The organism is Singulisphaera acidiphila DSM 18658, assembly GCF_000242455.2.
GTDB lineage: Bacteria > Planctomycetota > Planctomycetia > Isosphaerales > Isosphaeraceae > Singulisphaera > Singulisphaera acidiphila.
Genome location: NC_019892.1, coordinates 2054431 through 2076480 on the forward strand (window position 1 = coordinate 2054431; position 22050 = coordinate 2076480).

The 22050-nt window shown below is 59.2% G+C and carries 19 protein-coding genes and 1 tRNA gene; 19 read left to right on the plus strand and 1 reads right to left on the minus strand.

The window, feature by feature from the left end:
• The first annotated feature begins 74 nt into the window (after nucleotides 1–74).
• Nucleotides 75–1538 (plus strand): serine/threonine protein kinase, encoded by a 1464-nt coding sequence (locus tag SINAC_RS37910; RefSeq protein ID WP_015245177.1) that lies wholly within the window; start codon nucleotides 75–77, stop codon nucleotides 1536–1538.
• Nucleotides 1539–1607: 69 nt separating this feature from the next.
• Here SINAC_RS37910 and SINAC_RS07995 read toward each other — a convergent pair whose 3' ends face one another.
• The gene (locus tag SINAC_RS07995) at nucleotides 1608–2792 is read right to left on the minus strand and encodes an acyltransferase family protein (RefSeq protein ID WP_015245178.1); all 1185 of its coding nucleotides are present in this window, start codon (nucleotides 2790–2792) and stop codon (nucleotides 1608–1610) included.
• A gap of 158 nt (nucleotides 2793–2950) precedes the next feature.
• Here SINAC_RS07995 and SINAC_RS08000 point away from each other — a divergent pair, with 158 nt between their 5' ends.
• From SINAC_RS08000 to SINAC_RS08090, 18 genes are all read left to right on the plus strand, one after another.
• A complete protein-coding gene (locus SINAC_RS08000) occupies nucleotides 2951–3427 on the plus strand; it encodes a hypothetical protein (RefSeq protein WP_015245179.1) in 477 nt (158 codons plus the stop codon).
• A 355-nt stretch (nucleotides 3428–3782) separates the two neighbouring features.
• Nucleotides 3783–5660 (plus strand): SpoIVB peptidase S55 domain-containing protein, encoded by a 1878-nt coding sequence (locus SINAC_RS08005; RefSeq protein ID WP_015245180.1) that lies wholly within the window; start codon nucleotides 3783–3785, stop codon nucleotides 5658–5660.
• Nucleotides 5661–5898: 238 nt separating this feature from the next.
• On the plus strand, nucleotides 5899–8067 hold the full coding sequence (locus SINAC_RS08010) for a hypothetical protein (RefSeq protein ID WP_015245182.1): 2169 nt from the start codon (nucleotides 5899–5901) through the stop codon (nucleotides 8065–8067).
• A gap of 163 nt (nucleotides 8068–8230) precedes the next feature.
• A tRNA-Val gene (locus tag SINAC_RS08015) sits at nucleotides 8231–8304 on the plus strand.
• Nucleotides 8305–8412: 108 nt separating this feature from the next.
• Complete coding sequence (locus tag SINAC_RS08020) at nucleotides 8413–9570, plus strand: tyrosine-type recombinase/integrase (RefSeq protein ID WP_015245183.1); 1158 nt, start codon at nucleotides 8413–8415, stop codon at nucleotides 9568–9570.
• A 158-nt stretch (nucleotides 9571–9728) separates the two neighbouring features.
• Nucleotides 9729–10541 carry a hypothetical protein gene (locus tag SINAC_RS08025; RefSeq protein WP_015245184.1) on the plus strand — a complete coding sequence of 271 codons (813 nt, stop codon included), beginning with the start codon at nucleotides 9729–9731 and terminating at the stop codon, nucleotides 10539–10541.
• Between the two features lie 600 nt (nucleotides 10542–11141).
• On the plus strand, nucleotides 11142–12233 hold the full coding sequence (locus SINAC_RS08035) for a hypothetical protein (RefSeq protein ID WP_015245186.1): 1092 nt from the start codon (nucleotides 11142–11144) through the stop codon (nucleotides 12231–12233).
• 69 nt (nucleotides 12234–12302) lie between these two features.
• Entirely contained in the window at nucleotides 12303–12815 is a 513-nt protein-coding gene (locus SINAC_RS08040) for a hypothetical protein (RefSeq protein WP_015245187.1), read from the plus strand.
• Between the two features lie 143 nt (nucleotides 12816–12958).
• Nucleotides 12959–14647, plus strand: coding sequence for a hypothetical protein (locus SINAC_RS08045; RefSeq protein WP_015245188.1), 1689 nt, complete (start codon nucleotides 12959–12961; stop codon nucleotides 14645–14647).
• A 310-nt stretch (nucleotides 14648–14957) separates the two neighbouring features.
• Nucleotides 14958–15311 (plus strand): hypothetical protein, encoded by a 354-nt coding sequence (locus SINAC_RS08050; protein WP_015245189.1) that lies wholly within the window; start codon nucleotides 14958–14960, stop codon nucleotides 15309–15311.
• An 86-nt stretch (nucleotides 15312–15397) separates the two neighbouring features.
• A complete protein-coding gene (locus tag SINAC_RS08055) occupies nucleotides 15398–16441 on the plus strand; it encodes a hypothetical protein (RefSeq protein WP_015245190.1) in 1044 nt (347 codons plus the stop codon).
• Nucleotides 16442–16623: 182 nt separating this feature from the next.
• On the plus strand, nucleotides 16624–17469 hold the full coding sequence (locus SINAC_RS08060) for a hypothetical protein (RefSeq protein ID WP_015245191.1): 846 nt from the start codon (nucleotides 16624–16626) through the stop codon (nucleotides 17467–17469).
• 853 nt (nucleotides 17470–18322) lie between these two features.
• On the plus strand, nucleotides 18323–18811 hold the full coding sequence (locus SINAC_RS39710) for a hypothetical protein (protein ID WP_154673620.1): 489 nt from the start codon (nucleotides 18323–18325) through the stop codon (nucleotides 18809–18811).
• A gap of 249 nt (nucleotides 18812–19060) precedes the next feature.
• Entirely contained in the window at nucleotides 19061–19258 is a 198-nt protein-coding gene (locus SINAC_RS41125) for a hypothetical protein (RefSeq protein ID WP_244884934.1), read from the plus strand.
• A gap of 83 nt (nucleotides 19259–19341) precedes the next feature.
• Entirely contained in the window at nucleotides 19342–19821 is a 480-nt protein-coding gene (locus SINAC_RS08075) for a hypothetical protein (protein ID WP_154673619.1), read from the plus strand.
• A 66-nt stretch (nucleotides 19822–19887) separates the two neighbouring features.
• Nucleotides 19888–20019, plus strand: coding sequence for a hypothetical protein (locus SINAC_RS41505; RefSeq protein ID WP_261339273.1), 132 nt, complete (start codon nucleotides 19888–19890; stop codon nucleotides 20017–20019).
• Between the two features lie 515 nt (nucleotides 20020–20534).
• Nucleotides 20535–20951 (plus strand): hypothetical protein, encoded by a 417-nt coding sequence (locus SINAC_RS08085; protein WP_015245196.1) that lies wholly within the window; start codon nucleotides 20535–20537, stop codon nucleotides 20949–20951.
• The gene (locus tag SINAC_RS08090) at nucleotides 20948–21376 is read left to right on the plus strand and encodes a helix-turn-helix domain-containing protein (protein WP_015245197.1); all 429 of its coding nucleotides are present in this window, start codon (nucleotides 20948–20950) and stop codon (nucleotides 21374–21376) included. Before SINAC_RS08085 ends, SINAC_RS08090 begins: the two co-directional genes overlap by 4 nt.
• Nucleotides 21377–22050 lie beyond the last annotated feature (674 nt).

Here is a 22050-nt window from a genome sequence, read left to right on the forward strand (position 1 = left end):
AAGGTATTGGAACGCGAAGCCGAGAGGTAACAGGCCGATCCTCACCCTCGGGATGCGTCGGAAACGAGAGCGCTATGAAGACCGGCACGGGCCGCTGCCCAAGTTGCGACGAACCGATCAGTGAAGGAACGCTCGTTCATCGCTGTTCCGTGCGCGGAGACATGACGATCCTCGACGACCGGTTTGGGGCCCCCAATCTGAAGCCGGACTTGCTTGGTGAGACCGTTGCGTACCAGGGGAACGTGCTCCTTCAGGCCAATGACTCCGGCTCCTCACTCCCTGATGAGTTTGACGACGGGTTCCCCGCCGTGGACGACCTGATCGACCAGACCCTCGGCCAGTACAAGCTGGAGTCGGTGGTTGGGCACGGGTCGATGGGGCGCGTCTACCGGGCCGAGCACCTTGGCCTGGCTCGCTCCTGCGCGATCAAGGTGATGAATCCAGGGCTCGTCGCCAAGCAACCGCAGATTCGCGAGCGGTTCTGGGCGGAAGCCCGAGCGGTCGCCAATCTGCTTCACCCGCATGTGGTGACGATCCATAACCTGGGGAGCGACCGGGGCTATCACTTCATCGAGATGGAATATGTGGCCGGCGGCCTCAGCCTGAGTGAGTCGCTGATCCGCGAGGGCCCGTTCGACTCGGTGCGCGCGTCGACCCTGGTCCGTCAGGTGGTCCTGGCCCTTGGTGCCGCTCATCAGTCGGGGATGGTCCACCGCGACGTCAAGCCGTCCAACGTCCTGCTGACGGCCGCAGGTGACGCCAAGCTCGCCGATTTCGGCCTGGTGCGGCGGATCAGCGAATTGGAACGCGCGGGCGTTCCCGTGGCAGGCACTCCCACCTACATGGCGCCTGAGTTGTTCGCGGGCATTCCCGCCAGCCACCGCTCCGACATCTACGCGGTGGGGGTCATGTACTATTATCTGATCTCCGCCCGGCTTCCTTTTGTCTCGGACCAGATGGGCGAGTTGATCTCGCTCCATCGTTTCGGCCGGGTTCCCGACGTCCGATCGATCATCCCGACGGTTTCCGATCACGTTCTTGAAATCCTGAAACGTTGTCTCGCCAAGCACCCCGATGATCGCTACCAGTCGGCCGAAGACCTGGCCGATGATCTGCAAATTGCGGTCTACAACCTCCGCGAAACGGAAGCGCTTGTTCGCGAGAGCGTGGAAGGGCTCCACTGCTTCATTCAAGGCGGGCGTGACAATTATCGGATCCTGTTCGAGCTGCCCAACGACCGGCTCCAGGAAGTCTACCTCGAGGTCAGCCAGGGCGATCAGGGCCAGCGCATCCTCTCGGTCTTCTCGGTCTGTGGACCGGGCGATCCGAAGCACTACGAGTTCGCTCTCAAGCTCAACGACAAGCTGACTTACGGCAGCCTTTCCATCCGCAACGTGAATGGTCAGCCGATGTTCGTGATGACTCGTGCCTTCGCTCGCGACCTCGTTTGCGCCGCCGATGTCCGCGCCGCTCTGCTGGAGATCGCCCGCCGCGCCGACCACGTCGAGATGCAACTGACTAATGCCGACCTCTATTGAGGTCGGCATTGGCTCTTCCGCTTGCTTTTGAAAAAAACAAGAATTTTGATTTGCTTGTTTGTTTGACGATTAGACCGGCCGAGAAGGAACGCGAGTCCAGAAGCGTTTCAGAGCCAGGAAACGTCGCTCGAAAGCGTAGTAGGAAAGCGCGGCGAGCCCGACCGTTGCCGCGAATGTGGCGATGGTCAAAAGCGCGTCCTTGTTTGGGAACCAGGGGAGCCGATGCTCAAGGGAGCGTCGCCCCCAGATCGCGACCTCGTGATACATGTAGAGGCCGTAGCTGATCTTCCCCAACCAGACGAAACGCGAGTAGGCGAGGGATGCGCGGAGCCATCCACGCGAACTGACGACGATGGCGACGAGCGCGACTCCCCAGACCCAGATCCAGACGAAATCCCAGGTCCTCCGCTCGGTCGTCTCAACCCCGAGCTGAGGCCCGGCGAAGAGCCAGATCGTTCCCAGCAAGAGCGGCCACTGAAGCCAGCGGGCCCACCTCGCTCCCCGTTCCGACCCGGGAGTTGGGCCGAAGACGAGGGCCAGCAAGACGCCACTCAGCAGCGTGTCGAGATGCATGAACGTATTGAACCGGATCTTGATCTCGACCGGGTAAGCCTGGGAGAAGAAGTATCGCGCTAGCACCGTGGCCAGGATCAGGACCACGACGAGCCCGAGCCGATAGCGGCGGCCAACCCACGCCACCAGCAGGGGAACGAAGAGGTAGAATTGCTCCTCGACGCAAACACTCCACAAGACGCTCAAGGCGTCGTAAGGGACTGGCCCGATCAGCGACATCGACCAGTTTCCCAGGAACCCGAGGAAGGGCGCCAGGTGATTGGCCAGCAACTCACGATACCCAGGCGTCCCGATCGTCCCTTCCACCCAGGGGATCAGCAGGAAACCGATGGCGACCGTCAGGTAGTAGAGGGGCCAGATCCGGAGAATTCGGCGGATCCAGAACGCTTGCAAGTCGATGCGGCCAAACTCGTCCTCCTCTCGGAGGAGGAGCGTCGTGATCAAGTATCCGCTGAGGATGAAGAAGAGCTCGACGCCAACCCACCCCTTCTCCCGTAGCGCTGCGGCCACAGCGCGTCCCACGAACGGGGAGAGCATCGCCGATTCGATGCCGCCATGAAACAAGTACACGAGCATGAACGCGAAGAAGCGGAGCCCATCGAGTTCCGGGAAATAGATTCGACCAGCTCCGCGCTCGGGCCCAATCTCATCAACCCGGCCTGTCCCGTTTCCTTCGGACATTGGTTGGCATCCGACTCGTCTTCCCGAAAACAATCCTCCCGACGCGGCCGGACATTATCACTCAGGCTGCAAGGCGGTGATAGAGGGGGTAGCCGCTGGCTTCAATCTCGCGGTAGTCTGGTGCGATCGATCGCAAACCACGTCGCGAGACCTCACGCATGCCGCTCGCTCAACGGACCGCGGCCGTTAGCCTGGCCCTTTCGATCGGGATCGTGGCGGTTGCCATCGTCCTCTTGATCTGGCTCTGGTACGAACGCCGCGAACGAGACACGGAACTCTCCGAGCATGATGCCAGGCACTTCAAGCGGCAGGATTTTCGGAGAGCCCTGGTCGCCTTGATTTTGCTGGTCCTGGCCTTTGAGATTTTCGTCGGGTCGCCGATGGAGCCTATTGTCAGGGGACGGAAAAATTATGCCTTCTTCGTGATCTGGCTCTCCGCCTTCGCACTCATCCTCGGCTTGCTGCTGCTCGCGATGCTCGACTGGTTGGCCACACGCCTCTATGCGCGAAGACATCTCCAGCAACTCGCCAGGGAGCGACTCGAGATCCTCCGTGAAGAACAACAAAAAGACGCTCCCCGCGACGGGAGCCTGAATGGTTCGGGAGCCCACCTGGACGATTTGCCCACGCCTTGATCCCGGGCCCGAACGAGCCGGTTTCCGGAAGGCTGAGAAGTGGTCCTGGGACGACTGGGAGGATCCTGATGTTCTGGGAAACCTTGGTGAAGGTTGAGTGAAGTCCTGGTTGACGCAAGGTGCCACGAGGGATACGATTCAATACGATGATCCAGGATGGAATCGCCTTTGCCACGGTGTCGTGACGAAGACTCAGAAACGCCGCTAGAGGATCGATCGTCGAGTTCCGTTCGGACGCCTTATCCTCGACAGACGACCCCGAACTCTCCGCTCTTGGGTTCACCTCTCGCCGTCGCGTGCTTCCTGGCTTGGACCATCGCACCGAAAGCTCCATCCCCTCTGGGAGATCCGCTCGATGCGATCTTTGTTTTCAGCGCGGTGGTCGACGGGGCATGGCTTGCTTGCTCTGCTGGCGATCATGGGTAGTTCCCTGGTTTGCCCGGCCGGCGAACCCGACCGCAAAATCTACTGGAACGTCGAAGACATCCGCCCCGGCATGAAGGGGACGGGGCAGACGGTCATGGTCGGCACCAAACTCGAAGAGTTCGGCGCCGAGGTCCTGGGCGTGATGCGCGGGGTGAGCCCTGGCCGCGACATGATCCTCTGCCGATTGACCGGCTTGAACCTCGAGCATGCCGGAATCATCCAAGGGATGAGCGGTAGCCCTATTTATATCAACGGCAAGCTCCTCGGCGCCGTCGCGTTTGCCTGGGAGTTCGGCAAGGACCCGATCGCGGGGGTCACCCCGTTCGAGCAGATGGTCCAATACGTCCGATCGAACGACCGCCGGATCGCTGCCGAGGCGAAAGACGGCGAGCTTCACGCCGCGCAGGCGGCCCCCTCGGCCCTGATCGATGGCCTCGCCACTGACGCAACCTTCGACGCCTCACCGACGCCGGTCTCGGGAGGAGCCCTTGGCGGGATGAGGCCGATCGCGACACCAATCGCCGCGACCGGGTTCAGCCCGCGCGCCTTGGCGTTCCTGGGGGATCGATTCCGCCCCTTGGGGATGGCCCCGATGGCCGGTGGAGCCGCTCCCGAACGCGTGATCCGCGAAGAGGGGGACAAACCGCTTGTCCCAGGTTCTCCGCTGAGCATCGCGATGGTGACCGGCGACTTCGACCTCTCCGGGATCGGCACCGTCACCCACGTGGAGGGGAACCGCGTCTACGGCTTCGGCCACCCGATGTTCAGCCTCGGTGCCTGCGAGTTCCCAATGATGACCGGGTACATCCACACGGTCTATCCGAGGGCGAGCGTGAGCATGAAGATGGGGTCTCCCCTGAAGGTCGTCGGCGTGCTCGATACGGACGTGAGCACCGGCGTCGCTGGTCACCTCGGTGGCGTCCCCGACATGATCCCGCTGAGCGTTCGGGTCAAGTCGGGGCGATACTCGGAGCCCCAGGTCTATCACGTCCAGATCGTTCGCGAGCCGAACCTCCTGGCGACCTTGGTGATGACGGTCTTGACCAACGCCATTGACACCGAGGGGAATCTCCCTGAGGAACTGACGGCGAAGATCAAGGCGACCATCAAGCTCAAAGGACACGACCCGATCGAGCTCAGCGATACTCTGAGCGGCCCGCGGTTCACCGGCCAGATGGGCGCCGCCAACCTGTTCAGCCCGATCGCCTCAATCGTCAACATCCTGGTGCGGAACCCGATGGCCCCGATCCGGCTGGAGTCGATCGATTGCGACGTTGACATCACCCCGGGCCGAAAGGTCGCGACGATCGAGTCCATTCGGCTCAACTCGGACCGGCTGGAGCCGGGACAGACCCTCAAAGGGACCGTGACGATCAAACCGTTCAAAGGCGAACGGGAGACCGTGGCGATCGAGCTGCCCTTGCCCGCCGACATCGAGGAGGGGAGCTATGAGGCGACGATCTGCGACATGAGCAACAGCCTGCGCCGCCGGCTCCGTAACGAGCCGTCCTTGATGGAACCGCGCGACCTCAACGCCATCCTCCGGGCGATCCATTTCCAGATCGAGCCCCAGCGGACCGCCCTCTATCTGCACGTCCCGCTTCAGGATCGCGGCCTCTCCGTCGCAGGGCAAGCTCTCCCCAATCTTCCAGGAAGCGCCCGCGCCGTTTTCAACACGAGCCGGCAGAGTCAGGATCCGCCGGTCCGAACCGACTTGATCCAGGCGGCCAACACATCGTACGTTGTCGAAGGCACGCAGGCCCTCAAGTTCACCGTGGTCAAGGATAAGGGTATCTCGCTCAAATAGCGTCCGTCTTCGCCTGGGGCTGCGGGCGGGGCGACCCGCCCGCATTCCTGCTTCTTCCGATAGGCTGTACCCCAGGCATCCAACAATCGGTCGTATTTAAGAGCAACGATCCCAACCGATCGCTCCATCACCGGGACCTCTTCTCCTTTTTCGTCGAAGCCGCAACGCCTCGGGATGGCCTGACCTCAGCCCGTGCTGGGGTCGCTCCCTGGGTCTGAATGCCCCAAAAGGAATTCCGATGATCTTGAACGCGAAGTTCGAGCGGGCGGCCGTCGTTGCCGCTTGCCTCCTGCTCCTGGCAGCCATCGGCGGATCACCCCTCGCCCTCGGCAAGCTCGAGACCTGGCGGCAGGAAACGTCCTCGGCCTTCGTGAAGGGGCATCGCGAAAAGGTCGTTGTCTCCGAAAACGGCCGGGTTCGGCTTGGCCAGTCGCTCACCGCCATCGACAAAATCGAAGGCGCACGCGTCTGGGATCTGGCCCGTAAGGCGGACGGCACGATCTATGCCGCGACCGGCGACGAGGGCAAGGTCTTCCGTCGTGAGGCCAAGGAAAGCGCAGCCTGGACCCTCGCCTACGACTCCACCGATTCTCAGGCCCTTGCGGTGGACGTCTTGCCCGACGGCCACGTTTTCGTCGGGACCGGTCCGACCGGCCAGATCGTCGACCTGACCGACCCTGCCAATCCGGTGACGACCCCTCGGCTCGATCCCGACGTCAAATACATCTGGGACCTCGCCCACGACGCGAAGGGCAACCTCTACGCGGCCACCGGTCCGACCGGCCAACTCTGGAAGCTCGCGCCCGACGGCAAGCGCACGCTGATCCTCGACAGCAAGCACCCCCACCTGCTCTGCGTTGCGGTCAGTCCCGACGGGTCGATCTACGCCGGTAGCGATGGCGAGGGCCTGATCTATCGCGTATCGGCCGAGGGCAAGACCTCGGTCGTCTACGACGCTCCCCAATCCGAAATCCGCTCGCTCCTGATCGCCCCTGACGGTGCGCTCTACGCCGGAACCGCCGCCGAGTCGGGAGGCGGAGGAGGCTCCGGGCGAGGCAGCTCGCTCTTCTCCACCGGCGGCACGGCGGACGCCCCCCGCCCCCCCAGCGCAATTGGCACGTCGGCTGCCCCGGAACCGCCCAAGCCCTCGCCTTCGCCTTCACCTGCGACCACCAAGTCGGCCCCCTCCTCGACGGGAGGAGGCTCCGCCTCTCCACGTTCCTCAGCAGGCGACAACGCGGTTTATCGAATCGGCTCCGACAGCGTCCCCCGCGAAGTTTTCCGGGCTCGGGCCTTGGTCTACGCGTTGGCCTGGCAAGCGGGCCGTCTGCTGGTGGGAACCGGCCCGGAGGGCCAGCTCTACGAGGTTCGCGACCAGGATGAGACCACGCCGATTGCCCGGCTCGACCACGGCCAGATTCTCTCGATGCTCTCCGAGCCGGATGGTGGCCTGCTCATCGGCGCGGGTGATCCTGGAGCCGTCGTCCGGCTCAACACCGGCTACGTCGCCAGCGGTTCCCTCGTCTCGGATGTCCTCGACACCAAGCTCATCAGCCGCTTCGGCGCCTTGACCTGGCGGGCCGATCAGCCCAAAGGGACGTCGATTGCCCTGCAAGTCCGCACCGGCAACGTCGGCGAGCCCGACTCCACCTGGTCAGCCTGGTCGCCCGAGCAGACCGATCCCGAAGGCTCACAAGCCCAGTCCCCGCCCGGCCGCTTCGCCCAGTACCGCGCCACGCTCTCGACGCGTGACGATTCCGTCACCCCCGAGCTCCGCTCCGTCTTCCTCCGCTACCAGACCGCGAACCTCCCCCCTGAGATCACGAAAATCGAGGTTCCCGACGTGACCGTCGCCGACGGCACCACCAAGCAAGGCCGTTTGAACTTGAAGTGGAGCGTGACCGACCCCAACGGCGATGACCTCGAGTACACCCTCCACATCCGCAAAGACGGCTGGCCCGACTGGGTCCGCCTGGGCGACGAGCGGCAAACCTCCTCAAGCTACGACTGGGACACCACCGCTGTCCCCGCCGGCCTCTATCGCATTCGGATCACCGCCAGCGACCGCCCATCCAACAGCCCGAACGACGCTTTGATCCGTGAGCGCGTGAGTGACCCCTTCATCGTCGATCACGACAGCCCCACGATCACCATCGCCACTACCCAGCCGCTCAGTGCCACGATCACCCTCAAGGACCACCTGACCCGGCTCGTGAAAGCCGCCTACGCCCTCGACGGCGGTGATTGGGTCCCCGTCTTCCCTGACGACGGCCTTTTCGACTCCTCCCAAGAAACGATCACCGTCGCATTCCCCGACCTCAAGCCAGGCACCCACATCCTCGTCGTGCGCACCACCGACGCTGCGGGGAACACCGGAACCGGCGATGCCCTAATCGAGGTCCATTGAACGCAGGTTCAAGCCGTCCCAGGCTTTCCGCTCTTTTCGGGTCGAGGGCGGTAGGCCTCATTTTTGTCCCGGACCTGACCTGGCTTGAGACTTTCCGGCCTGTCGATTAGGATCTGTGCTCGGCCGTCGTTCTGGCGACCGAGCCAGTCCTCATATCAAAGTCGGGCGATTAGCTCAGTTGGTTAGAGCGCCTGCTTTACACGCAGGATGTCGGGGGTTCGAGTCCCTCATCGCCCATTCCGTAACTCCTGCCGAACGCTCGACTTGCGTACCCTCCACACCGTGGACGGAGCGGCCAAAACCCCAACAAAATCCGGTAGACTACCGGATTGGGAGGCCGCTTCGATGTCGTTCCGTACCCCGAGCTACCGCCTGCACAAGCCGACCGGCCAAGCTGTCGTCACGATCGATGACCGCGATTTCTATCTCGGCAAGCACGGAACCGAGGCAAGTCGGAACGAGTATGACCGGCTCATCGCCGAATGGCTGGCCGCCGGACGGAAACTCCCCGTCGCCAATGATGCCACCGTTAGCGAATTGATGGTCGGATTCCTCAAGTGGGCCGACGCCTATTACGTGAAGGATGGCGAGCCGACCTCTGAGGCCGCCTTATTCCGGCTCTCGCTTGCGGTTCTGCGAAAAGCCTACGGCCACACCCAGGCGAAGGATTTCGGGCCTCTGGCTCTCAAGACCGTGCGGCAAGCCTTCATCGACGCGAAACTCTGCCGGAACGAGGTCAACCGCCGAACCCGCCACATCATCCGGTTCTTCAAGTGGGCCGTCGAAAACGAGTTGGTTCCCCCGAGCGTACACCACGGGCTCAAGGCCGTCGCGGGACTTCGCAAGGGACGGACGGACGTTCGCGAGAGCAAGCCCGTCAAGCCGGTCCCCGATGCGTTCGTGGATGCCGTCAAGCCGCACGTCTCAAGGCAAGTGTGGGCCATGATCGAGCTGCAACGCCTGACCGGCATGCGGCCGGGGGAAGTGACGATCATGCGGACGATGGATCTGGACACCACGGGCAAGGTCTGGGAGTTCATCCCGCATCGGCACAAGACGGAGCATCACGACCGGGACCGACTGATTTTTATCGGTCCCCGCGCCCAGGACGTCCTGCGGCTCTGGCTCAAGACGGATCTGGGGGCCTACCTGTTCAGTCCCAAGGAAGCCGAAGCCGATCGCCTGGCCGAGATGCGGCGAACCCGGAAGACGCCCGTGCAGCCGTCGCAACGGAACCGGAGCAAGACGGGCCAGCCAAAGCAGTTCGGCGACCACTACGAAGTACGGGCCTACTATACCGCCGTCAATCGTGGATGCGACAAGGCTAATGTTCCCATGTGGGGACCGAACAGGCTCCGACACAACGCCGCGACGAGATTGCGCCGTGAGTTTGGCCTAGACGTCGCACGCGTGATCCTGGGGCATTCCAGTCCGGCCGTCACGGAAGTCTACGCTGAAGTCGATCGTGAGAAGGCACTCGGTGTTATGGGGCAAATCGGATGACATTTCGTTCACTGACTGGAAAGTAAACCGGTAGAATCATTTCACTCGGGACGGTTTGTCGGGTGGCCACCCAGCAGACCAAGCGGACCGGGCGGAACGACGGATCCCTTTGCCCGTCGCCCGCTCGGTCCGGCCCGAACAAGCAAAGGAGAAAGATCATGTCTCACGCCGACCGCGAATCCACCAAGCAAAATATCATCCGTGCCGGCCGATGCGTCATGGAAGTAGCGATGGCTCGCGAGGGAGCTTATACGGATCACGATGCCGCGTTCCTGTTGGGTGGTGCGGTTTATCGACTCAGCAGGCTCGTTCAGGATTATCGTGACAAGTCGAAGTCACTCAGAAGCCAAGAGAAGACGAAATTTGTAAGCGTGGATGATTTCAAGTTTACGAGTCCAAACGAGAACGATCGGTGTGTTCGACTCATGGAGGAGATACTTGGCAAGATCCTGGATCGGTGGAGGCAGGAGCGGCGGGAATTCTTCTTGGCGTTGAAGGATTACTACGACAGATGGATTCTCGACGACGAAGGCAATCCGATTGAAGGGCCGCCGGATCGCCCAGAACTTCCATGCGTCGAAGAATCCCGGATTGTGTTGTCTCAAGACGAGATTGATGGCCTGAGAGCGGTGATTGCTCGATTCGAGTTGGCCGAAGACATGCCTGGCCTCCCATCCGCGCAGCCTCAATCTCATGACGCAGAGACGCAAAACCAGGCATCTATTACAGATAAGAGAAGCAGAAACGAGGACAGAGACGAATTTATTTATGATGAATATGTCAAAGGAACTCCATCGAAAGAGATAGTATCGCAATTCAGTCAGCATGGATGGAAGAAGTTCGGAAGTTCTCAGGGGCCTGCCCAAGCAGTAAGAGGCGCTGTCAGACGGTTCGCCTTGAGGAGAAACTTGCCAATTCCTAATCGCGGACAGGGTATCAATCATAGGCTGTCTCGGCCCGAGTGCAACTAAAAGTTAACAGGCAGGTTAACGTTAACCTCTGTTAATTTACTTGTCGCAAACCATTGCCTAACATCCTTTTAGGTGCGAACAACTCTACTCACCTAAAGGAACTCTCTATGTTCGATACCCTTGAGGATCGTCGCGAAGTTGGCGAGGTTATCCGGGCTTTCGGGCTGTCGCCAGCCACCACAGCAGCCGACGTCACTCGGTTGCGTCCGTTCGCCGAGATCGTCAAGCTTCTCCCTCGCGGACGAGGAGGTCGATCTCGGCACGTATCTGTCATGCACCGTTGGACGCTTACAGGCCGTCTCAACCAAAAGTTGGAAAGCGTACAGACAGGAGGGATCCGTTGCACGTCCCTACTGTGGGTCTACGAGTTTTTTCAGCGGCTGACAACTGCGGACCAGCCGACCACACAGGCTAATAGTCAGCCAACCTTTCCTCTGCAAGTGCGGACGTCGACGCAACGTGAGAAGGCTCTTGCTCGAGCCGAGCGGGAACTCGACAAGTTGGGTGTGTGACCCCGGAAATGGTCGACGCCTACCGTGACCTGGCAGTCACGGTAGGCGTCTTTGAATCGATCTTGGCCGGCAAAACCAAGGATCTCCTGTGTCATCTCAGTATACCCTCCCGGGCACCCACGAACAAGGGGTTGCTCCCCCGAAATCCACAAAATCACAGTGGTATCCCTCACTCCAGTCGGCTACCCGCTCGATCCTGCGACGTATCCGCCGGCAGACCCGAGACGACTCGTGGGCGGTGACTCGCGGCTATGTCTACAGGGATGCCGCCGGGACGCCGATCTACGTGGTCCTTCGGCTCGGTAATCGCGCCGGTGCCAAGTCGTACAGACCACTCCACCGGGCCAACTATGGTTGGCACGATTGCGATCCGGTAGGGCTGTTGCCTCTCTACAATCTGCCAATTCTCGCTACATCTCGACACATCTATATTGTCGAAGGCGAAAAGTGTGCCGACACAGTAGCCGATCTCGGCTATCAGTCGACGACGTCGGCCCACGGTGCGCATGCCGCCGGCCGGTCTGACTGGTCGCCTCTGGCCGGACGGGACGTCGTGATCCTGCCCGATGCCGACACCGCAGGCGAGCATTATATGGCCAGCGTGATCAGGCTCCTGGGTCAACTCGATCCAGTGCCACGCGTCCGGATCATCCGGATGGCGGATCTCGTGGTCGGCGACGTGCCCCCCGGGTCAGACGTCGCCGATCTTGTCAGTAGGATTTGGGAGACCGGGCAGGATTTATCTGGGTTCGCCCGGCATCTCCAGGATGTCGCGGACTCGGCCCCGATCGTTGATCTCGACGGACCACAGGTCGATCTGCTCTGGCGACCTTCGGTCGCAGGTGACTGCCAGGCGAAAGGGGTTGCCGGATCGCAATCCTCCCGATATCAACACTCTTACCGCCGAAAATCCACGGGAAAGCGGCGAGACATCTTCGGCGAGGTGTTGCAATACCTCGAAAAAATCAACGCGTCCGTCCAACATGACGACGGAAGCTCAAACCTATGGAAGGTCGCTTACTATTGCGGGCCAGGCTACGACATTCCTGAAGAAACATTTGTCAACATTTTACTGAGATATTGGAATCCTTATTGCTCGCCGCCGTGGTCTGTCTGGGAGATCCGGCGGACGGTCGCTCGAGCGTACGAACGGCAGACTCGACGTGGATGGCGACTCTGAGTGAGCAGGTTTTTAGGGTCGATCACATTCCTATTTTTAAGGTGTTTTGACTTGATACGAGATCCAAAGATGTCCTCGGTGCCCGACAATAGTTGGGCCGATGCGATCCGCGCCGGGGGAGTATCTCTCGATTCGCGGCCGCACTCCGATGACGAGTTACGATTGCGAAGTGCCCTCGCGATCCGCAAGTCCGGAAAGGCGTCGTCACTCACGGTTGTGCGTGACTACCAAGAGGCGATCAAGTACGAGGCAATCTATCAGAAGATGGGCCTGGACGCAGCCGCCTATCCCGAGTGGGGCATGACTGCATGCTCCAAGGTCGCCAAGATCGAAACCATGGATTCCTACGGCCTCACCCCTCCGAGGGAGGCCACGAGCGAGATCATGGAGAGGACTTCCTGCGACAAGTGCGAATCCTGGAAATCGTGTGACGATCTCCTTCGATTCAAGCGTGCGGTCTCCGCCAAACATAGCATTATGACGGAGCAGCGTGTCATCGAGATGAGTATCCACGAGGCAAATGAAGGCAAGGAACTCTTGATCCTCTCGAAAGTCAACTCGCTAAAAATCATGCACTCCTGATCCAGGATTTTGACGCACATTTACATTGGTTAATTATATTGGATTCTCTAAAAACGTCCCCGATCCCACTGGAGAACTGGCTCCATGCGATCCGCCAAGGGGGGACATCCGTCGATTCTCGGCCGTGCTCGGACCATGAACGAATGGATCGCTGTGCCCTCGCGATCGGAAGGTCTGGGGCGAAGACATCGCTCACAATCGTCCGCAACCACGACGAGGCTCGTCTCTATCAGCTCTACTATTTCTCGATGGGGCTGGACGCGGCGGCTTATTCCCAGCGAGATGATACCACGTGCTCAAAGGTCGGGGAGATTAACCAGGCAATCAGCCTCGGCATCACCCCGAGAGCCGTGTGCGGTCGGTGCGACGATCGAAAGACGCCGTGCGGATACCTTCGCGGACATGGACTCGCTCAATCCGCCAAACATAGCATCATGACGGAGCAGCGTGCGATTTACACGAGTTTAACGAAAGCAACAGCCGACAGGGAACTCTTGATCCTCGCTGGGGTCAACTCGTTGGACGTACTTGTTCCTGTAAAGGCGACGATACCCATTGTTGAAAAGCTTCTTAAAGATCTCGATATGATCGCCGAATCTGCAAACAAAGGTTCCACCAATGCGATGTTCAAAAATAATGATCGTGGAAAAGAGTTTTTGATTGCAGCCAGCAAATTCGCCCGCCGGCTGAAGAGTCAAGTCCAGTCTGGGGAGTCGGTTGACGTGTCCATGCCGACCCCCCAGAGGGACCAAAATTTCTGGCCAATGAGCCTCCTTGGAGTCTTCAAATCGAAGGAATTTCGGCCATCAGGCGAGATCGTAAGGCTTATCACCTCAGCGGTTTCCGGCGACCTCCAGTCTTTCGTGGTACAGGTCCCAAGGAAGAAACGCGAATCCATACTTCTAATTGGCACATGGCATCCTCGTCAATTGGGGTGCGCGACCCTGATCGCGGATCCGACTACGGATGCCGCCGAGCTGTCTGACGCGATCGGGAGGGCGGTGGTTCAGATCGAGGGGCCGCCCACGCGAATCGAGGGCGTCCAGGTGAACCGGAGCGTCACCAATAAGTGCCGGGCGAGTGCATTGGCCGGTATTATCCGAGATCGGCTCGCGGCTTGCGAGAGCGAACCTCTGGTTGTCGTCGCCAGCAAGGCCAACCTCGCGAAACTCGGCGAGGCCCCACGGTTAAGACTTCGCTCGTGGTTCGACGACTTTGACGTTGATGGCCAAGTTGTCGTGCTGGGATTCCCAGGGGTATCACCGGATACCATTGAGCGTCGACTGAGACAGACGGGCCGGGCTGCCGCAATCCTCTCGGGAGGCGACTGGGGCCTTCGGTTCGACGGGCGAATGGGATATCGCGATCCCGATTGGCATCAGGCTCATCAGGCGACCGCCAAAGGTCTCCTGCTCCAATTCCTGGCCCGGCTAGGCCGTCCGGCGGTCGTTTTCACGGATCTCGAACTAGGATTGCCGGCCGAAAAGACCCCCGATCCACTCGATGAAATTGATCGATCCATCATTAAGGCCCTCATAGAGTTGGGGCTAACGGACACGAGCGCTACGGAACCCTTACTGAAAAAGAGAGATAAGGGGGTTGGCGGGGGAAAAGAGAGAGGGACTAACGGCTCCCCCCAATATAGCTCCGTAGCGCTCGTGTCCGTTAGCAACGTATCGGCATACCCTATTGATATCAGTAAGGCGACCGGGCTTGACGAACGGCGGATTCGTAGGCGGTTGGGGGCCTTGGCGGGACTCGGATTGGTCGAGCGGGTCTCCATGCGGGGCGGTTGGCGAATCACGAGGGAGCACATCCATGATTGCATTTAATGAAAATCGATCCGCCACACCCCCCCCTGGCCATCCCGGGTTCGGGGCGATAGCCCCGACTGATGACTTGAGTCTCACAGAAACAATCAGGAATGCCCTCAGAAAATCGTTCACAACGTTTCCAACGGTCGGGCGGATAGATCGGACCTTCCAGAGTGCACGAATCGCCTCAGAGCGTTTTAGAACGTTGTAGCAACCATCGAAAAACCAGGCCATCCGCCCATTTATGAAATAAATCGGTATCAGTCAACGCGTCAAGTAATTTCGATTTGTGGTTTGGATCCTAACTCGATCCCACCGGAGAAATGAAATGGGCACCAAAGAATCCCTCAAAGAGTTGATCTTCCGCGAGTTGGTCACCCAGGGTATTTCCAACGCGTTCAATGCCGCGAACGCCGTCGTGTCGGCATACGATAATGTCGAGGTCTCGGTCTACATCACCTCAATCCCCGAGGCCCGCGACCCGGCTCGCCTCCCGGTCGTGCACTTCAGGATGGCCAAGGAAGACGAACCTTGGCTCGGCGATCTCGACGCATGGGCTACGATGCACCTCCCGATGCAGGTGATGAGCAAGCGGATGAAGGCCAGTTTGGCGGTCCACGGAATCGAGCCAAGCCACAGTGAACCTATGGTCATTAAATCGGGGAGTGGTTACACTCAGTAAATTGGCCGTCGCAGACGTATAGATTTTTTTTAGTAATTTCAAATCCACTAAATCCACCAAATTCATCAAACCAAAAGGTTTCTATCATGGCAGCAAAGCGGATGAATATGGTCGTCCCGAAACCAGAGAACGACCTCGTCAAGGATGGAACCATCGAAGATAGCGAAACCACCGATGGCTCCACTGATGCGATCGCCATCGGCGACAACCCGATCACGGCTGTCGAGAACAGCGAGGTTGCCAAGGCCGGCAACGCCGATGTCGTCAACGAGGACGACATCCGTAGTCGTGCCCAGAAAGACTTCAATGAGCACCTCGCCCGGGAAGCCGAGAAACGAGCGGCCGACGACGATAACGACCGTCCCGAAACTCAGTCGCCGTCCGGCATGAAGACGATTCCTGGCCCCACGACTATCGTAGCGTCACCCACCGACCGGCGACCCGAACCCGGCTCGATAGTGAGGTTCGGTCGTCAAGAAGCCATGGTCTGTGCAACCTTCGGCAACGGCGTCGTTGACCTTGTCTCATACGTGGTTGGCCAGCCTCCAGAGGTCGTCCAGGGTGTCGAGCACGATCCCGACGGCACTCCTGGAACCTGGCACTGGCCTGGAGAGGTGCGTCCCCAGGTTACGGCAAGGCTCGATCCAATCGCGGCAGCCCAAGCCAATGGCCAGCGGGTGCCCGAAGTCGGCCAGATCGTTACATATCTCGAAGACACTTTGGATATGGATATTTTCCGAGAGAAGCTGGAATCACGGCGTGCAGTTGTGACTGCGGTTCTCGCGCCGGACAAAGTCCGCCTCAAGGTCTTTGAACGCGACACTCCGCCCAGGTTTCCCGAGAAGGACTTCGCGCACGACCCGGCCGGGGTTGCCCCAAACAGTCCGATCGAGCATGGAACCGATCGGCCGATTCGTTGGGCCTTCATCGACGAGGTTGCGATAGGCCAGCCGTTCGAGGCCATCCGCATTGAAGACCATCCCAGAAACAAGGTTCCATGTCCGATTTGCGGCAAGTCCACCAAGTTCCCCGTGCCATTCGCTGAGTTTTTTGGCAAACGTCACACCGGATGCCTCGAGTGCCTTCGCGCCGCTCAGGAAGGGGCCGCGTCCGTATTCCAGATGGGCTAACTCAGGCGCCGTTGGGCTTGCGATCGGCCCGCCCCTCCTTTTTGGGTTGCGGGCCGAGTTCCCCACTCGCCTCACTCGCCGTGGAGCCCGGAAAGGAGGAGAGGGACGGCGAGTGCCTCTTGCCTTTCCTCCCATGCCCAACGGCGTCTGAGTTGGGGGAACCCGAAAGAGATTGTTCAACAATGTCATACGAACGCAGAGGGAACCGCCTGTACTTCTATCGCGGTTATCGCGAGGGCCGCCGGTTGGTTCGTTTCTACGCGGGCGGCGGTTCTCAGGGCGAGCAAGCGGCCACTGAGCACGCGGAGATGATTGCCGCTCGCCGCGCTGCGAGGGAATCCGCCAGGAAGGATCGAGGCGAGGCTCGCGCCGAATCGAACCGTCTCGAAACCAGAATTCTCACTTATCACAAACAAATAGAGACTCTTTTCAGGAAAGCCATGAACGAGGCCGGTCTCGTTTGGCACAACTACGAATGGCGGCTGGTGATGAGAAAACCAAAACCATCAACCTCCGAGTTTTTCAGTTCGCTTAAAGAGGAACAGGCCCGGCGACTCCTCCTTGAAGATAAGACTGGAGATGCGGCCCGGAGTCTCGGTGGCGACTTACACGAGGAGGTTATCGCGGCCCTGCTGAAACGTGTCGCTGATCCCTCTCAGCGGGCTGCGATCAGGCACGAGGCTCAGAGGGTTGGATCTTCTCTCGATCGTCCCGGACAGACCGTCATCGAGATGCTCCTGATCCAACGGATCGTCCTGCACTGGATGAGCATGCACATATTCGATATCCAGTCAATCAAAAGCCTCGATGCTCTCCAGTACGGTGCAATTCAGGAATGTGATTTTCTTGATAGACGACGGATGAGATCAGAGAAGTTGTACCAGTTGAGCCTGAAGAATCTCGACCTTCTCCGGGCAAGAGCGATCCAACTCAAAGCCACGGTCGATCAGATCGAGCAGAAGGCCCAGGTGAAGAAAGCGAAGTCCAGGCGTTCTACACCACCAGCGCTCACTCTCACGGGGACTTAATCGAAATGGCACACTGTTATCGTTGCGGATCGTTGAAGGATCTCGTCACTAAGATCGAAATCGTTACCAATGTCGAAAATCTGGTTGTTCCGGTTGTCCACACACTGTGCCGACAGTGCTCATATGAGCTCAGGCTGTTTCTCGGCGAAAAGCATCCCAAGCTCGAACGGCCTGCGAGCGTGTTTGTGAAACCCCCGCCTCTGGGAAGCCCCATCGTGAAGCCGTCTACGACGCCCACGTCAGAGCCGCTCACGACGCTCGCCGCGAGGCCCAGAGGAGGCAAACCAACGACTCCCACGGCTCCAGCGACGACGAAGCCCACGACTCCCGAGAAGCCGACGTCAAAACCGAGGAAAGGGAAGAAACCGTGAAGGCAGGTTCCGGCGACCCCTTTCCTTCCTGGCAATCCACTTTGGCCGAAGGCCAAATTAATTCGACATGTCGTACACAGTGAATTTCATGGTGATTCACAATGTCCCGATACTGCATTCGTTGTCGTTTGCGTGAGGGTCTGAACACTCGATTAATCGTGGCGACGACGGCGGAAAAAGAGGAGGTCAAGTTGAGGTTGTCGCTTTGCGAGTCGTGTGGCACCGCGCTTCGGTCCTGGCTTCACGAACTGACGCGTTCCCGATTGAAAGGAACGGCCAAGTTTCGCGAACGGATTAAAAAACATTGGGCCAACGAGAAGTCCGACGAGCGGAACAGGCCGTTCAAGTTAAAGAACCAGCGACCCAAGCCTCTGAGGCCGGGGCAGTCCAATCAAACTTGACAATTCCGCCCCCCCCCTTTTTGGGGGTTGCTCCGCTCGCCGCGTGGCCCGGAAATTCACATTCACTCGTAATTGCATCTTATGCACTACATCAAAAATCCGAAACAAGATGACCAGCAACCAGCCTTGCCTTGGGCGCCCTTTGTAGGCGCGAGCGTGATGCTTCGACTTGAGACCGGCAAGACGGTCACGGCTGAGGTCGTCAAGGTTCTCAACGCCGATCGGCGAACCGTCGACCTGAAAGAAGACGTGGGCGGCAAGTTTAGCAGGATCATCCAAGACATCCCGTATCATCCGAATGCTTGCAGTTCGTGGTTCTGGCCACATGAGGTCGAGAGCAACCAACAACCAACCCTGCCCAAAACCGAGCCGACCCGTCCCCAGATTCGGCGAACGCGGCCCCCGAAGATGGACGAAAATTTGCCCGTGTGGGGCTTCACGTGTTCTTGTATTGATTTAGGTCATAATGATTCCTCGGATCGAGTGTGTTTTGAGCGGCCGGATGGAGGATGGGTTTCCATCGATAAAATGTGTTCAAAGTGCAAAGGATCTGGACACGTTAAAGACTGAGGAAGCCGATGGGCAGGCATGAGCGACAAACGCTGTTGCCCCTCCTTTTTGGGTTGCTACTACTCTTACCCCGAGGATCATTTGAATCGCCCAACGTGTGGAACCTGCCTGTGCCTTGTTCTTGATGGCGAAGGCCAAGGCATCTGTCATCTGAATCCAGTTTCTACCCCCAAAGAGATCAACTCGTTCTGTGGACACCACCCTCTCTGGCCTGAGTTTGTCAAACAGTCTGCCATCAACGCCCAACCGATGACCTTGAACCTCGCCCCAGGCATGGAGCTATTCTTCGGCCACGACTGCCGCTGCGTCCAGCTCGGCCCGTCGAGCGATCCAGGGAGGATTCAGAAGCTCAGGCCCGACGGCGGATTTTTGAGCTTCTATAAGCACTGTCCCTTTTGCCGAGGCACGGGCCAGCTCCAGGATGAGGAAGGTGAAGGCAACCAGTGATCGCTATGGCCTGGCTGGCGTGGTTGCGGGCCTTCTCACGACCCCCGAGGTCCATTCAGCGTCGAGAGGAACGGGTTTACCCTGTGTCCGCTCATCCCCTGGACATCGCGGCTCGTGACGCGATCCTGGAGGGCCTATTGGTCGCCTTCCCACCAAGGCCTATCGAGGCGTCAGGAGTAACGGGCGGTCTCCCAGAGGTCCAGTGGTTGCGAAAGGAACTTGCCGGAGTCGCGTGGCCGGATATCGAGGCTGAGTTCGTCCGCAACCAGGCTGACGTTCTTCCCTTGCTTGGGCCGGCGGAATATCTGGCAGTCCTGCCGGCCTGGCTCCGCGCGGCAGTCAACGAGCCTGGGAGCGACACGGCCGATGCCGTTCTGGCGGGTTTGGAATACCCGCCAGAACGGCTCGACGGCTTCACAGCCGAGCAACGCGAGGTCGTCGTTGAGGCGGCCCGGTTCATTCTGGCCAACAACGGACGGGGCCTGGACACCGTTAACGAGGAAGTCCTGGAGGGTATCGAACGAGCTTGGACTTCACGTAAGCCTCAAAGCTCTCCTGGCTGAGGTCCGGATCAGTGTGACCAAGACCGAGCTCGCAAAGCGCATCGACGGCCTCGGTGGTAGTCGCTCGTGCTCGGCCTACCCCGACGAGGCCCAGCCCAACTCTTCCGGCTCGAGGTCCGCAAGGTCGGGGGCGAGGGGGAGTGGGTCTGCCGTTGCCGGGAGGTCATCCGGATCGGGGATGCGGCTGAGGAGTCGTGAGGGCGACGAACCAGTCGCTCCACTTCCCCTGTCGTGAATTTTGATCCAGTTGACCATCGACAGGTTGTGGGGGTAAGACGGCTTTAGGTTCCCTGCTTGGCCAGAGTAAGGGTGGGCATCGGATTCGTTGGCAACCGGACCGGCATCCCGTGGGCATGGGCTCCCGGCCAATGCTGGGCTGAGGCGGCGGGGGATCTGGGTGCAGAAGGCGGTGGTGAAGGTGGTGGACTAGTTTGCGGAAAGTCGTCGTGAATCGCCGTTCTTGAGATCTTAAGTTTATGCAGCCAAAGGAGTTCTAACTCCCAAACGAAGCCGTGCCAACTGAGAATTGTTTAAGGGCCGCTTTGGAAAAACCGATTGAAGGCAGTGGGAACCGCTTGACTGCCGTACCACTGAGTCGTACCATGCCTCATACGAAAGCCGCCATTCGACGTCGGATGGGATCCCTCTTAGTTGCTCGCAATCATCGCCTTGAAGATCAGGCTTTCCGGTAAAATTTGCGATCCTGGGCACGGATGATGCACAAAAAAGAACAGCGTACGCTTGCTTATCCTTCACACGTTTTTCAGCCAGAGGATTGGCTGCGATTTGTCCATGGAATGGCATTCGAGAAAAAGTGGACGAAAATCGGCCTGAGTGATGACGATTTGAGAAGCCTCGAAATTGCAATCATGCTTGGGCCCAAGCAATATCCCGTCATGGAGGCTACCAATGGTTTACGCAAGATTCGGTTTGCTGGCCATGAGGCCAACCAGGGGAAAAGCGGGGCAAACCGTGTTTGCTATGTTTTTTTCGAGGATTTCAGTATCGTGTTGCTCGCGACCGTTTTCGCGAAGGGCGAGCAAGACAATTTGACTGCTGCTGGTAAAGAAGTGATCTCGGATTTTATACGGAAGATCGAACGCCAGCTGAGAGACGGGACGATCACATGAAGAAGGAAGCGGATTTCTCCGCAGCGGATCTTGAGATTATCGGTGCGCTGAGTGACTTCAGCGACGCGATCGCCTCGGGAGAGCCGATCGAAGAGAAGTTCACTATTCGCACGGTAGAACTCAAACTCCAGCCGCGTTCCTACAATCCAGAGGACGTCAAGAAGACTCGGGCTCTGTTGAAGGCCAGCCAACCTCTCTTTGCGAAGTTCCTTGGCGTTGACGTCAAAACGATTCGCTCCTGGGAGCAGGGCCTTCGGGCGCCGTCACCAATGGCATGCAGGTTCATGGACGAAATTAATCTATCCCCTGAACATTGGGGCGAGCGGCTCCTCAATGTCATTTCGACCAAGGTTAGAGAACCAAAAACCACTGATTTGCCTCAGAATATTTGCAAGAAGAGGCCACCACGCAAGGTCAACTCTTGAGTAAGTTCTGTCTCCGTTCTTGCAAATTACGCCCCGGCCCACCCGGGGCGTTCCCATGCGCCTCACGCCAACACGGGGTCCACCGCCCCTCCAAGTCGCCGAGCGAACCTCCGAACCCCGCACGACAACGCATCGGCTCTCACCGGGGCGACTGGCTTCACTCGCTCGCGACCGGCTCCTAACTTCGACGGATCGAATCGAACCCCACGGCAACCCAAAAAGAAGGGGTTGCGACAACCGGTCAGATCTCGTTCACGTCCATCTCCATCATTTCCCCAAGTTGCCCGTCATCGTCTATCGCTTCTCATCGTTTATCGCTCCTCATCGTCCGTCGCTATCCCCCCCCTGGCCATCGCGGGTTCGGGACGCAGTCCCGACCTATTGATCCCACAAATATAATCCCGCCTTCCTCTCACTTCCCTTTCAGACTCTAACCTCCCATCTCCCCCCCCCTCCCCAAGCCCAACGGCGAATGAGTTTGGCAACCCAAAAAGGAGGGGTTGCGGTGTTTTCGTTGTCCGGTTATCTGGCAACAGGTTAGCCAGCGGCCGGTTGGAACCTCACTTCCCCCGTTGCCCGTCCGTCGTCCCTCTGCTTCCGTCTGTCGCATTGAAACCATTGTCGAATGCTTTGAGATTATGTCATTGTATTCGACATCTCGCCAGGACGGTGTA

What these genes read in the sequence shown, in the direction of transcription:
- SINAC_RS08020 (WP_015245183.1), top strand. Translation starts at nt 8,413, where the DNA reads ATGTCGTTCCGTACCCCGAGCTACCGCCTGCACAAGCCGACCGGCCAA.
- SINAC_RS08055 (WP_015245190.1), top strand. Translation starts at nt 15,398, where the DNA reads ATGGCAGCAAAGCGGATGAATATGGTCGTCCCGAAACCAGAGAACGAC.
- SINAC_RS07995 (WP_015245178.1), bottom strand. Translation starts at nt 2,792, where the DNA reads ATGTCCGAAGGAAACGGGACAGGCCGGGTTGATGAGATTGGGCCCGAG.
- SINAC_RS08060 (WP_015245191.1), top strand. Translation starts at nt 16,624, where the DNA reads ATGTCATACGAACGCAGAGGGAACCGCCTGTACTTCTATCGCGGTTAT.
- SINAC_RS08010 (WP_015245182.1), top strand. Translation starts at nt 5,899, where the DNA reads ATGATCTTGAACGCGAAGTTCGAGCGGGCGGCCGTCGTTGCCGCTTGC.
- SINAC_RS39710 (WP_154673620.1), top strand. Translation starts at nt 18,323, where the DNA reads ATGCACTACATCAAAAATCCGAAACAAGATGACCAGCAACCAGCCTTG.
- SINAC_RS37910 (WP_015245177.1), top strand. Translation starts at nt 75, where the DNA reads ATGAAGACCGGCACGGGCCGCTGCCCAAGTTGCGACGAACCGATCAGT.
- SINAC_RS08040 (WP_015245187.1), top strand. Translation starts at nt 12,303, where the DNA reads ATGTCCTCGGTGCCCGACAATAGTTGGGCCGATGCGATCCGCGCCGGG.
- SINAC_RS08045 (WP_015245188.1), top strand. Translation starts at nt 12,959, where the DNA reads ATGGATCGCTGTGCCCTCGCGATCGGAAGGTCTGGGGCGAAGACATCG.
- SINAC_RS08050 (WP_015245189.1), top strand. Translation starts at nt 14,958, where the DNA reads ATGGGCACCAAAGAATCCCTCAAAGAGTTGATCTTCCGCGAGTTGGTC.
- SINAC_RS08085 (WP_015245196.1), top strand. Translation starts at nt 20,535, where the DNA reads ATGATGCACAAAAAAGAACAGCGTACGCTTGCTTATCCTTCACACGTT.
- SINAC_RS08005 (WP_015245180.1), top strand. Translation starts at nt 3,783, where the DNA reads ATGCGATCTTTGTTTTCAGCGCGGTGGTCGACGGGGCATGGCTTGCTT.
- SINAC_RS08000 (WP_015245179.1), top strand. Translation starts at nt 2,951, where the DNA reads ATGCCGCTCGCTCAACGGACCGCGGCCGTTAGCCTGGCCCTTTCGATC.
- SINAC_RS08090 (WP_015245197.1), top strand. Translation starts at nt 20,948, where the DNA reads ATGAAGAAGGAAGCGGATTTCTCCGCAGCGGATCTTGAGATTATCGGT.
- SINAC_RS41125 (WP_244884934.1), top strand. Translation starts at nt 19,061, where the DNA reads ATGACCTTGAACCTCGCCCCAGGCATGGAGCTATTCTTCGGCCACGAC.
- SINAC_RS08025 (WP_015245184.1), top strand. Translation starts at nt 9,729, where the DNA reads ATGTCTCACGCCGACCGCGAATCCACCAAGCAAAATATCATCCGTGCC.